Origin of the sequence: Micromonospora sp. WMMA1998 (assembly GCF_027497375.1) — a bacterium.
Classification (GTDB): Bacteria; Actinomycetota; Actinomycetes; order Mycobacteriales; family Micromonosporaceae; genus Micromonospora; species Micromonospora sediminicola.
In genome coordinates, this window is sequence record NZ_CP114911.1 from 4,116,684 (window position 1) to 4,129,094 (window position 12,411).

General features: G+C 74.8%; 10 protein-coding genes. 5 read left to right on the forward strand and 5 right to left on the reverse strand.

Annotated features, from left to right (window positions below):
* Position 1: 1 nt before the first annotated feature.
* Positions 2-4,471 (reverse strand): HAD-IC family P-type ATPase, encoded by a 4,470-nt coding sequence (locus O7600_RS18660; RefSeq protein WP_281589077.1) that lies wholly within the window; start codon positions 4,469-4,471, stop codon positions 2-4.
* Between the two features lie 154 nt (positions 4,472-4,625).
* Here O7600_RS18660 and O7600_RS18665 point away from each other — a divergent pair, with 154 nt between their 5' ends.
* The 5 genes from O7600_RS18665 to O7600_RS18685 all read left to right on the forward strand — a co-directional run bounded on the left by O7600_RS18665 (position 4,626) and on the right by O7600_RS18685 (position 8,954).
* A complete protein-coding gene (locus tag O7600_RS18665) occupies positions 4,626-4,886 on the forward strand; it encodes a hypothetical protein (RefSeq protein ID WP_091567565.1) in 261 nt (86 codons plus the stop codon).
* Positions 4,887-4,941: 55 nt separating this feature from the next.
* Complete coding sequence (locus tag O7600_RS18670; protein WP_281589079.1) at positions 4,942-6,318, forward strand: MFS transporter; 1,377 nt, start codon at positions 4,942-4,944, stop codon at positions 6,316-6,318.
* Between the two features lie 965 nt (positions 6,319-7,283).
* Positions 7,284-8,063 (forward strand): NAD(P)H-binding protein, encoded by a 780-nt coding sequence (locus tag O7600_RS18675; protein WP_281589082.1) that lies wholly within the window; start codon positions 7,284-7,286, stop codon positions 8,061-8,063.
* A 36-nt stretch (positions 8,064-8,099) separates the two neighbouring features.
* Positions 8,100-8,297, forward strand: a complete 198-nt coding sequence (locus O7600_RS18680; protein ID WP_091567555.1) for a hypothetical protein — start codon at positions 8,100-8,102, stop codon at positions 8,295-8,297.
* A 108-nt stretch (positions 8,298-8,405) separates the two neighbouring features.
* Positions 8,406-8,954, forward strand: a complete 549-nt coding sequence (locus tag O7600_RS18685) for a YbaK/EbsC family protein (RefSeq protein WP_281594196.1) — start codon at positions 8,406-8,408, stop codon at positions 8,952-8,954.
* 36 nt (positions 8,955-8,990) lie between these two features.
* Here O7600_RS18685 and O7600_RS18690 read toward each other — a convergent pair whose 3' ends face one another.
* The 4 genes from O7600_RS18690 to O7600_RS18705 form a co-directional block, all read right to left on the reverse strand.
* The gene (locus O7600_RS18690; RefSeq protein WP_281589084.1) at positions 8,991-9,623 is read right to left on the reverse strand and encodes a DsbA family oxidoreductase; all 633 of its coding nucleotides are present in this window, start codon (positions 9,621-9,623) and stop codon (positions 8,991-8,993) included.
* Positions 9,624-9,643: 20 nt separating this feature from the next.
* Positions 9,644-10,069: a SufE family protein gene (locus tag O7600_RS18695; protein WP_281589086.1), complete on the reverse strand. Its 426-nt coding sequence runs from the start codon at positions 10,067-10,069 to the stop codon at positions 9,644-9,646.
* 94 nt (positions 10,070-10,163) lie between these two features.
* Positions 10,164-10,583, reverse strand: coding sequence for a CBS domain-containing protein (locus O7600_RS18700; RefSeq protein WP_281589088.1), 420 nt, complete (start codon positions 10,581-10,583; stop codon positions 10,164-10,166).
* A gap of 58 nt (positions 10,584-10,641) precedes the next feature.
* Positions 10,642-12,411 (reverse strand): proline--tRNA ligase, encoded by a 1,770-nt coding sequence (locus O7600_RS18705; protein ID WP_281589090.1) that lies wholly within the window; start codon positions 12,409-12,411, stop codon positions 10,642-10,644.

Genomic DNA, 12,411 nt, shown 5'->3' on the forward strand with positions numbered 1-12,411 from the left:
GTCAGGACGAGCCGGGCTGCGGCAGGCGGTCCACCAGCCGGGTCAGCGCGCCGTTGGCGAACGTCGCGCCCAACGCCGAGCCGGTGGCGATGGTCCAGCCCACCGGGCCCAGCGGCGTACACCCGAAGAACTGGCTGACGCCCGGCGTCTGCACCACCACGACCAGCACCCCGACCGACGCGGCGGTGGCCGCCAGCACGGTCGGGCTGGTGCCGCCGGCCAGCACGGTCTGGCCGAGCTGGGTGCCGATCAGCGAGGCGAGCGCGACGGTGCCGGCCCGGCGTCGGGTGCCGGTCCACCGGGCGATCGTCCAGCCCGCCGTCGCGCCCAGCGTGGTCGCCGCCGCCCGGAGCCCGATCTCCCGGGTCATGGTGGCGCCGAGCGAGGAGTCCGGTCCCTCGCGCAGCAGATGGTCGGCGCGGTCGTCGGCCGGCGGCCGGACCGCGATGGCGAGCGCCGGCGCGAGGTCGGTGAGCAGGTTGACCAGCAGCAGTTGGCGTCCGGTCAGGGCGGACCGGCCGGTCGACGCGGCGGTCAGCACGCTGAACGCGATCTCGCCGAGGTTGCCGCCGACCAGGATGCTGAGCGCGTGGCGGACCGACGACCACATGGCCCGCCCCTCGACCAGCGTGGCGATGATCGTCTCCAGCCGGTCGTCGGTCACCACCAGGTCGGCGGCCGCCCGGGCGGCCGGGGTGCCCCGCTGACCGAGGGCGATCCCCACGTCGGCGAGGCGGATCGCCGGAGCGTCGTTGGCGCCGTCACCGGTCATCGCCACCGTGCGGCCCCGGCGCTGCAACGCCTGGATGATGCGGACCTTGTGCGCGGGCGTGCACCTTGCCACCACGTCCGTGGCCATCAGCCGCTCCGCCAGCGCGGCGTCGTCGAGCCGGTCCAGATCAGTGGCGGTCACCACCCGCTGCTGCCCGTGGTCCGGGCTGATGGTGGCCGCGATCGCCTCGGCGGTCGCCGGGTGGTCACCGGTGATCATGACGGTGTGCACGCCGGCCGCGCGGATCCGCTCCACCGACGGCCGGGCGCTCTCCCGCACCCCGTCGGCGAGCGTCAGGAAGCCCACGAACACCAGCCCGTCGACCTGCTCGTCGCTGACCGAGTCGGTGGCCACGGGACACTCCGCGACGGCGAGGATGCGGTGCCCGGCGCCGGCCCGAGCGGCCAGCATGGCCTGCACCTCGTCCCGGCCGGCCGCGTCCAACGGGCGGTCGCCTCCGGCGGTACGCCGCGACGCGCAGCGCGGCAGCACCGACTCGGGCGCGCCCTTCACACTCAGCAGCAGGCCGTCGGCGGTCCGCCCGACCGTGGCGCTGTAGCCCCGGGACGGCTCGAACGGCAGCCCGCCCGTCGCGGTCCAACCCGCCGCGCCGGTCTGCTCGGCCACCCCGGCCGCGTTCGCGCCCCGGCGTACCGCCCGGTCGGTCTGCTGCGGCAACTCGTCCGGGTCGGCGGCGAAGGGGGTGGCACGCAGCGCGGCCGCCAGCGTCGCCCGCAGCGGCTCGTCGAGCCGGTCCGCCGGGCCGTACCGGTCGTCGCCGGTGCCCACGCCGGCCAGCAGCAGCTTCCCCTCGGTGAGGGTGCCGGTCTTGTCGAAGCAGAGCACGTCCACCCGGCCCAGCGCCTCGATGGTGCGCGGGTTACGCACCAGGGCGCCGTGCTCGGCCAGCCGTCGCGCCGCCGCCAGCTGCGCGGCGCTGACCAGGAACGGCAGCCCCTCCGGCACCGACGCCACGGCCAGGTTCGCGGCGGTCGCCGCCGTCTCGGCCAGGGGTACGCCCCGGAGCAGCCCCGCCCCGGCCACCGCGATCGCCGAGCCGGCAGCCAGCGGCACGGCGCTGCTGGTCAACCTGCCGAGCCGCGCCTCCACCCCACTGGTCGGCGGGGCCTCCCGGGCCATCGCCATGCTCCGCCCGGCCTCGGTCTCCGCGCCGGTGGCCACCACCACGGCGGTGCCGTGCCCGGCGGCGACCGTGGTCCCCTCGAAGAGCATCGAGTGCCGCTCCGCGATCGCGGCGGCGACCACCGGCTCCGGGCTCTTCGCCACCGGCAGGGACTCGCCGGTCAGTGACGACTCGTCGGACTCCAATCCGTCGCTGGTCAGCACCCGGCAGTCGGCCGGTACGGCATCCCCGGAGCTGACGCTGACCACGTCACCGGGCACCAGCTCCTCGGCGGGCACCACCCGTTCCACGCCGTCCCGCAGCACCCGGGCGGTGACCGCGGAGCGGGACAGCAGCTCGGCCAGCGACCGTTCGGTGTTCCGCTGGTGCACGGCGCCGACCAGCGCGGAGCCGCCCACCAGGCCGCCGACCAGTGCCGCGTCGACGAGCGAGCCGAACGCGGCGGAGAGCACCGCCCCGGCGGCCAGCACCGGGGTGAGCGGGTTGGACAGTTCGTCGACGAACGCGCGGAGCAGGCCGGCCGGTCCGTTCCCGGCCCCGCCCGCCGGGCCGCGGCGGCGGGTCGCCTCCTCGTCGGTCAGCCCGGTCGGGTGGGTGCCGAGCTGGTCGAGGACCGTCTCCACCGGCATCAGGTGCCACGCGGTGAGCACGGGCACCGGCGCGCCGGTCCGGTCCGGCAGGCGGTGCGCCCGGAAGACCCCGTGCGCGAAGGCGGCCGCGGCGGCCCCGTTCACCGCCGCCATCGTCCGACCGGGCAGCTGCCGGGGGGCTGCGGTGAACGCGCCGAGCGCGCCGAGTCCGCTGCCGGCCATGGCGATCCTGAGGTTCTGCCCGGTCATCCGGCGAGCGACCCCGGCCGCGTCGATCAGCAGGGCGGGGATGCGCAGGTCGTCGCCGACGAGCAGGTGCGCGCCCCACGGGGGCAGGTCGTCCGGCGCGGCGACGCCGAGCCCGCAGTCGGCGGCCGCGAGAGCCGACCGCTCGCCCGAGACCACCATCACCACGGCACCCTCCCGTTGCAGGTCACGGACCGCTTCGGCCAGCCGTGACCCACCCGGTACGCGGCGGTCGGCGAAGTCGTACCGGCCGTCCTCGGCGCCGGCGACCACGAGGCGTAGGCCGGCCTGGCGGGCGGCGGACGCCAGCGCGTCCACCCCGGGTGCGGGTTCCGGCTCGACCCGGAGCACAGCGGCGAGCCGGCCGCCCCGGGCCAGCCCGAGCAGCCGTCCCCCGTCGGCGCGCAGCCACCCACTGTCCGGGGTGTCCCCGGGGTCCTCCGCGTCGATCCGGTCCAGCGGCCCGATCCGCCAGTCGTCGACGTCCCGTACGGCGTCCGGTTCGGCCGGGTCGAACAGCGCGAACGCCCGGGCGGCGACCTGCCCGGTGTCGGCGCCGGCCAGCGGCGCCAGGTCGGCCAGCACCCCACGGTCGGAGCCGAGGACGGCCGCGTCCAGCACGACGGTGTCGATCCGGTCCAGCTCCCGCAGCACGCTGCGGTCCATGGCGATCACGCCGCGCCGGGCGAGCATCCGGCCGAGCTGGGCCGCGTACCCCTCGCGGCCGCTGCCCGGGGCCTTCGGCAACGAGGAGAGCGCCAGCGCGGCGGCCCGTTTGCCGCCGGCCACCGGGATCGCGGCGGCCCCGGCCACCGCGCCGGCCGCCAGCATCCGCTTGATGTAGCGCTCGGCCTGGCCGTCCGGGACCGGGCAGGGTCGTTCCCCGTCGGGCACCCGGGCGACAGCCCGCTCCGGGTCGCCGGTCAGCGCCGGCTCGGCCCGGCTCCACGCGGCGAGTTGGGCCCGCGCCTCGCCCCACTGCACCACCCGCTGCGCGCCGTCGAGCACGATGCCGGCCCAACCGCCGGTGAGACCCTGCACCACCGCCTCGGCGAGCGGGAAGAGCACCTCGGCGCGCGGGTCGGCCCGCAGGCCCCGACCGGCCAGCGCGTGCAGCTTCGGGTGCAGGTCGACAGCGGTCAGCAGGCCCGCGACCTCGCCGGGGACCGGAGTGAACGGCAGGATCCGGGTGGCCGCGGAGATGGTCAGGCCGAGCGCGTCGGAGGCGAGCGCGCCGAGCGTACGAGGGGTTCGCGGGCCCTCCTCGGGCGGATGCGGCGGCGGGATCTCCGGGTCCGGCTCGTAGGGGCACGCCCGCTCGGCGCGCGCCACGGTCGCGATCAGGTCGCGCAGCTTCGGCGCCGGTTCGCCGGTCGCCACCACCACCCGGCCGGAGGGCGCGTTCACCCGCGCCCAGGTCACCCCCGGCACCGCCTCCAGCGCCGCCTCGACCTGCCGGGCCAACCGGTCTCCGCCGTCCTGACAGACGCCGTGCACCTCGATGTGGTGCCGGCCGTCCCGTGACCAGACGCGGCGTCGGGTCAGCCCGGCCAGGCGGGCCAACCGGCTGGCCGCCGTGCCCACGCTCCCGGCGGCCTGCGCGACGGTCGGCGGCACGGGTGGGCCGGGCAGGGCCGACCCGACGGTACGCGCGACCCGCGCCATGGCGTCGGGTACGGCGGCCGGCGACAGCAGGAGACCGGCGAACCCGTACGCCATGTCGCCTCCCGGTCTCGTCTCGGCGGCCCGACTTCCCGGCGCGGCGTCCGTTATGCCCCTCGGGTGGGGGAAGTTTCCCCGCTGCCCGGGGCATGGACGCCGGGGGCGGTGGAATGCCGGTCGGGTCGATGCCGTCGCAACCGGGGAGGCAGGGATGAGCACGCTGACACGACACCTGAGCGGATCGCGGGAGATGGTGCGGGCCTACTGCCGCCGGGTGGAGGTTCCGCTGCTGGGCGAGGTGGCCGTGCCCCCGCCGGACAAGCTGGCCTACTACGCGGGCATCGGCGTGCTCGCCGCGTTGCAGGTCATCGAGTGGCCGCTCGCGTTGGTGATCACGGCCGGCCATGTGCTGGCCGACCAGCACTTCTCCGGGCTGGTGAAGGGCGTGGGCGAGGCGCTGGAGACCGCCTGACGAGACCGGGCACACAGTTGACCTCAACCGGGGTTGAGGTCCCAGGCTGGTGCCCATGACGACCGCCGCCGCCGCACCGGCAAGCGACCCGCTCGACCTGTGGTCGCCGCGCCTGCGGGCCATGACCGTGGGCATCGTCGCCCTGGTGTCGCTGCTCGCGTTCGAGGCCCTCGCGGTGGGCACCGCGATGCCGACCGTGGCGCGCAGCCTGGACGGGCTCGGACTGTACGCGCTGGCGTTCGGTGGTCCGTTCGCCTCCGGCGTGGTGGCGATGGTCGTCTCCGGCATCTGGTGCGACGCGCGCGGGCCACGCCCGGCGATGTGGCACGGGGTGGCCTGGTTCGTCGCCGGGCTGGCGGTGGCGGGCGCCGCGTCCACCATGGGGACCCTCGTCGCCGGGCGGATCGTGCAGGGCTTCGGCTCCGGGCTGCTGTCCGTGGCGCTCTACGTGATCGTCGGGCAGGCGTACCCGGAGCAGTTGCGGCGGCGTATCTTCGCCGCCTTCGCCGCGGCCTGGGTGGTGCCGTCGCTGGTCGGGCCGGCGGTGGCCGGGCTGATCGTCGAGCACCTGGGCTGGCGCTGGGTGTTCCTCGCGGTGCCGGCGATCGCGGTGCCGGCGGTGCTGCTGGTTCAGCCGGGCCTGCGCGCACTGGCCGCACGGGTGCCGACCAGGCCGCCGGCCGGCGCGCTGGCGCGGATCGGCTGGGCCTGCGGGGCGGGGGCGAGCGCCGCGCTGCTGCACCACGGGGGGCAGCAGCGCGGCGTGCTCGCGGCCGGCCTGGTCGGGGCGGCACTGGCCGGGCTGCTCGTTTCCGTGCCGCGCCTGCTGCCGGCGGGCTTCCTGCGGGCGGCGCGTGGACTGCCGACGGTGATCGGGCTGCGCGGGTTGGCCTCGGCTGCGTTCGCCGGCGCGGAGGTCGTGATCCCGCTGATGCTCTCCCGCGAGCGCGGGTTCTCGCCCACCGGAGCCGGGCTGGTGCTGACCGTCGGCGCGCTCTCCTGGTCGGTGGGTTCGTGGATCCAGGGCCGGATCCCCGCGCCCCGCTCGGCGGCGAGCCTGCCCCGGGCCGGCCTGGCCTGCATCGCCGTCGGCACGGCCGGCGTCACCCTGGCCCTGCTGCCGGGGGTGCCGGTCGCGCCGGCGGTGCTCGCCTGGTCGGTCGCCGGACTCGGCATGGGCCTGCTCTATCCCTCGCTGTCGGTGCTCACCCTGGAGTTGTCCGCCCCGGCCGAGCAGGGCCGGAACAGTTCGGCGCTGCAACTGGGGGACTCGCTGGCCGCGGCCACCGTGCTGGCGCTGACCGGCGCGGTGCTGGCCGCCGGCTCGTCGCCCGGCCCGGCGAGCTACGCGAGCACGCTGGCCGTCGCCGCCGGCTGCGGACTGCTCGGCCTGCTGCTCGCCGGCCGGGTCGTCCCCCGCCCGACCGCCTGACCGTCCCGCCCGTGCGGGTTCCCGCCCCCCGGCCCGGGTTCCCGCCCCCCGGCCCGGGTTCCCGCCCCCCGGCCCGGGTTCCCGCCCCCCGGCCCGGGTTCCGACCCTGCCGTCTCCGGGCTCTCAACCTGCCGTGCCCGGGGGTCCCCGCCGACTCCCAGTTCGGAGTGCCCGGAACCCGAAAGGTGGCCCACCCTTTCCGCCGCTCCGGCGCGGACACGCTCCGTGACCCCTGACAAACGCCATCCACCTGTAGGCGTTATACCGCTAGGTCATATTTATGACCCAGTGGTATATCCCCTATCCGAGGAACCACGCTCCGCTCCGGTGATCAAGGAGTTTGCGTCAGATGCCGGGCCTCGCTTGACGGAAACTCCTTGGTCAACAGGGGGAGGGTCCGGGGAGTGAAGCGGCCGGTGAGGCGGGCGCCGTGCGGACCGATCCGGGCCAGGATGGTCGTCGGTGGCGCAGGATCGGGTGGGAGGCACCGTTTGCCCGGACCGGGCGGCGGTGGTCCGTCGGGCTGTCACGATCGGAGCCGCCGCCTCGTCCCATCGCCGGGCCGAAGTGGGTCGGCCGCGCACGGCCAGCCCGTCACGCGGCATGAACAGTTACGTGGAGTGAGGGCGTGAACGGGTTCCGCGCAGCGTGGTTGGGCTCCGCGCAGCGTGGTTGGGCTGCGCGGGGCGCGGGCGTGAACGGTTGTGCGAAGCGTGGGCGGGTTGCGCAGCGCGCGGGGGCGTCAACGCGTCGCGTGGGGCGTGAACGCGTCGCGTGGGGCGTGAACGCGTCGCGTGGGGCGTGAACGCGTCGCGTGGGGCGTGAACGCGTTGCGCGGGGGCGTGAACGCGTTGCGTGGGGCGTGGGTGCGGCGTGGAGAGCGTTGCGTGGCGCGTGGACGGGAAGCGCGCGGGCGTGCGTGGAGTCGCATGGACTGGTGTGGACCAAGGCGAGAAGGAGTGGCGATGCGGGTGCTGGTGACCGGGGCGACCGGACGGCTCGGGCAGGTGGCGGTGCCGCGGCTGCGGGACGAGGGTTTTCTCGTCCGGGCGGTGAGCCGCCGGCCGCATGACGGCGCCGGCGTCGAGTGGGTGACTGCCGACCTCGGCACCGGCGCGGGGCTCGCGGAGGCGGTCGACGGGATGGATGCCGTGCTGCACCTGGCCTCGTCGCCGAACCGGCGTACCCACGAGATCGACGTGCTCGGCACCCGACGGTTGACCGTGGCCGCCGGGCACGCGGGGGTGCGCCACCTGGTGTACGTCTCGATCGTCGGCGTGGACCGGGTGCCGCTCGGCTACTACCGGCACAAGCTCGCGGCCGAGCAGGTGGTCGCCGCCGGCCCGGTGCCGTGGAGCGTGCTGCGGGCGACCCAGTTTCCCGGGTTCCTGGCGGACCTGCTGCGCGGCGCGAGCCGGCTCGGCCCGGTGCTCGGGGACCCGGCCGTGCTCGCCCAGCCGGTCGATCCCGGTGAGGTCGCGGACCGACTCGCGGTGCTGCTGCTCGCCGGACCGTCCCACCGCACCGAGGACTTCGGTGGGCCGGAGGTGCTTCGCTTCGACGAGGCGGCCCGGGCCTGGTTGGCCGCCCGCGGATCGCGTCGTCCGTTGGTTCCGCTGCGGATTCCCGGGCGGCTCGGCCGGGAACTGCGTGCCGGCGGTCTCACCACGTCCGCCACTCCTACCGGTGTCCGGACCTGGGCCGACCATCTCGCCGACACGTACGGGGGAACTGGCGGAAGGTGAGACCTGGTCGGTTCCGGTCCGACCTACCGTGACCGCATGCTGGTCTTCGTCGCCACCGTGGTGCTCTACGTCTTCGGCTTCGTCTTCCTCTACGGCGTGATCCGGGTCGGTGTCCGGCACGGCATCGAGGACGCCGAGGCGAACCGACCCGAGGTGCTGCGCCGGCGGCAGCTCGGCGCCACCGAGAACCGCGACTTCGCCCAGGAGAACGCGTTCCTCACCAACCCCAACTGAGCGCGTGGCCGGGCCTCCGGCTCGACGGATCCGGGAGCGGACGGGGTCTCGCCCACCAGGCGGGCCGACGAGCGGATGGCCGGCGTGGGTGCGAGGATCGCATCCGTGATGGGGACGTTGAAGACCGAGCCGGCCCGGGCGCGGCTTGACCTGCTGGCTCCTCCGGTCGCCGCGGCGGTGGAGCGGTGGCCGGACGAGGCTCCGGTGGACGTGGACGAGGTGCTGGTCGCCCCGATCGACGCCGAGCTGGCCGACACGGCGGCCTTCTGCGAGGCGTACGAGGTGGGGCTGGAGGAGTCGGCCAACTGCGTGGTGGTCGCCGGCAAGCGGGGCGGCGAGACGCGCTACGCCGCGTGCATCGTGCTCGCGACCACCCGGGCGGACGTCAACGGCGTGGTGCGCCGGCTGCTCGACGTCCGCAAGGCGAGCTTCGCGCCGATGGCCGAGGCGGTGGCGCTGACCGGGATGGAGTACGGCGGGATCACGCCGATCGGGTTGCCCGAGGAGTGGCCGATCCTGGTCGACTCGCGGGTCATCGCCAGGCCCCACGTGATCATCGGGTCGGGCGTACGGCACAGCAAGATCGCCCTGCCCGGGCCGGCGCTCGGCGCGCTGCCCGGGGCGAGGGTGGTGGAGGACCTGGCCAGGCCGGCCTAGGGGCTCATCCGCATCGATCTTGTTCCACGTGAAACATCACGCGGCCGCTTCGCGCTGCGCCACCTCTTGCAGCGCGGCGAGCAGTGTCTCCGGCTCCTGGGCGCCGGTCACCGAGTACTTCCCGGCGAGCACGAAGGTCGGCACGCTGGAGACGCCGAGCTGGTGTGCGCCGCTCAGGTCGGCGGCCACCTCGCGACGGCCGAGGTTGGACTCGAGGTAACGCCGCGCCTCGGTCTCGTCCAGACCGACCTCGCCGGCCAGCGTGACCAGCGTGTCGACCGAACCGACGTCCAGTCCGTCGAAGAAGTGTGCCCGGTAGAGCCGCTCGACCGTCTCGGCGGCGCGGCCGTGCTCGGTGGCGAAGCGGACCAGCCGGTGCGCGTCGAACGTGTTCGCCGCGATCGCGCGGTCGAACCGCAGATCGAGGCCGGCGCCGGCGGCGACCTTGGAGACGTGGGCGGCCATGCCCTCGGCCTTGTCCCGGCCGCCGAACTTGTCACCCAGCGCGTCGAGCAGCGGCTTCGGCTCGGTGACCGGCGTCGGGTCGAGCTGGAACGGCCGGTACCGGACGGTCACCTCGCCGTCGTACGACTCCAGGGCCCGTTCGAGCCGGCGCTTGCCGATCCAGCACCACGGGCAGACGACGTCGGCGTAGATCTCGATCTCCATGACCAGCGACAACCCGCCGGTCAGGAAATCTGTTCCCGCACCTGGCGCTTGAGCCGGGCCAGGATGGCGGTGCCGCCGCGTACGCGCAGCGGGCTGATCGCCTGGGCCAGGCCCATCCGTTGGTAGAGGTCGTCCGGTACGGCCAGCACCTGCTCGGCGCTCGCCCCGGCCAGCCCTTCGGCGAGGATGCCGGCGAAGGCGCGCGTGGTGGGCGCCTCCGGCGGGCAGTCGAAGAGCGTGCTCACCGTCTTGTCCGCGTTGACCTCGGCGCGCAGGAAGAACGCGGTCTGGCACTCGGGGACCTGCTCCAGTTCGGCCCGGTCCACGCCCTCGGGCAGGGGCGGGATCACGTCGGCGAACTCCAGCAGCATCTCCAGCACGACGTCGCGCGGTGCGGCGGCGAACTCGTCGACGATCTCGGCCAGCTTGGTCGGCATCTCGGGCATGGGTCGAGGCTATCCGCCGCGTCGGGCGCGAGCGGGTGGGGTGTTAAGAGGGGGCCCCTCCTCTACCGGAGGCGTTAAGAAGGGGCCCCTCCTTTCACACGTTCGGGGCTGCTTCGCTGATGTCGCTGAGTGCCGACTGGGGGTCGAGCTGCATGGCCAGGTCGCCGAGGGAGACGATGCCGACCAGCTTCCGGTCGCTGTCACAGACCAGCACCCGCCGAATGTTGCGCTCGCGCATCAGTGCCGCCGCCTCGTTCGCCGTGCAGTGCTGCTCGATCATGACGACCTCACGGGTGATGATCGACCCGATCGTGGTGGTGCCCGGGTCGGCGCGCTCGGCCACCGCCCGGACCACGATGTCCCGGTCGGTCAGCATGCCGGCGAGGGTGGCCCCGTCGGTCACCACCACGTCGCCGATGTCCGACTCCTTCATCACCCGGGCCGCCTCGTCCAGCGGGGTTTCCGCCGGCAGGTAGACCACCTGTCTGGTCATCACATCACTGACGCGGTACATGAGAGCCTCCGAAAAAACGCCTCGGTCGATCCTCCTGCGGTACCCGGTGGCGCATTCGCTACACCCGGTCGCGGCGCGTCGCGCCAACCTCGTCGCGCAGACGCTCGACGAGCCCCTCCACCGGCATCTCGGTCCGCTCGCCGGTGGCCCGGTCGCGCAGCTCGACGTACCCGTCGGCGAGGCGGCGGCCGACCACGACGGCGCGCGGGATGCCGATCAGCTCGGCGTCGGTGAACTTCACCCCGGCGGAGACGTGGGTGCGGTCGTCGACCAGCACCCGCAGGCCGTCGGCGGCCAGCCGCCCGCCGAGGTCGAGCGCCGCGTCGAGCTGCGGCCCCTTCCCGGCGGCCACCAGGTGTACGTCGCAGGGCGCGACCGCGGCCGGCCAGACCAGCCCTCGGTCGTCGTGGTGCTGCTCGGCTACGGCGGCGACCGCCCGGGACACCCCGATGCCGTAGCAGCCCATGGTCGGCCGTACCGGCTTGCCGTCGGGGCCGAGCACGTCGACGGCGAAGGCGTCGGTGAACCGCCGGCCGAGCTGGAAGATGTGCCCCACCTCGATGCCCCGCCGCATGGTCAGCTCGCCGTCCGGGCAGGCCGGGCAGGGGTCACCCGGGCGCACCTCGGCCGCCTCGATCGTGCCGTCGGCGACGAAGTCACGCCCGCACACCACGTCGGTGGCGTGCCGTCCCGGCTCGTTGGCCCCGGTCAGCCAGGTGGAGCCGGTCACCACCCGGGGGTCGACCAGGTAGCGGATGCCGTGCTTGGCCAGGATCTGCGGCCCGAGGTAGCCACGGACCAGTTCCGGGTGCGCGGACCAGTCGTCGAAGACCGCCACGGTGGCCGGGTGCAGCACCGCCTCGACCCGCTTCAGGTCGACGTCGCGGTCGCCGGGAAGGCCGACGACCAGCAGTTCGGCCTCTTCGGCGCCGGGCCGGCGGACGGTCAGCACCACGTTCTTCAACGTGTCGGCGGCGGTCCAGCCGGTGCGCCCGCCGAGCGCGCGGGTGTTCGCCAGGTCGACCAGGGACGCGATGGTCGGCGTCTCCGGGGTGTCGTGCACCTCCGCGGCGCGGTGCGCGTCCGGGTCGCCGGCCGCCGGGGCGCGGGTCACCACGGCCTCGGTGTTGGCCGCGTAGTCGCAGGCCGTGCAGCCGACGTAGGTGTCCTCACCGACCGGCGTGGCGGCCAGGAACTCCTCGGACGCGGAGCCGCCCATCGCCCCGGACGTCGCGGCCACCACCGTGACGTCCAGCCCGAGCCGGGCGAAGACGCGTCGGTAGGCCTCCCGGTGTCGGTCGTAGGCCGCCTGGAGCCCGGCGGGGTCCAGGTCGAAGGAGTAGGCGTCCTTCATCAGGAACTCGCGCCCGCGCAGCACGCCGGCCCGGGGCCGGGCCTCGTCCCGGAACTTCGTCTGGATCTGGAACAGCGTCACCGGGAAGTCCCGGTAGGAGGTGAACAGGTCCTTCACCAGCAGCGCGGCCATCTCCTCGTGGGTCGGCGCGAGCAGGTGCTCGGCGCCCTTCCGGTCGGCGAGCGTGAAGAGCAGATCCCCGTACTCCGTCCAGCGGCCGCTGGTGCGGTAGGGCTCGGCCGGGAGCAGCGCCGGGAAGTGCACCTCCTGGTCACCGATCGCGGTCATCTCGTCCCGGACGATCGCGGTGATCCGGTCCAGCACCAGCTTGCCCAGCGGCAGCCAGGTGTAGCCGCCGGGCGCGGCCCGGCGCACGTAGCCGGCGCGGAGCAGCAGCCGGTGGCTCGGCACCTCGGCGTCGGCCGGGTCCTCGCGCAGGGTCCGGAGCAGCAGGGTCGACATGCGCAGCAGCAT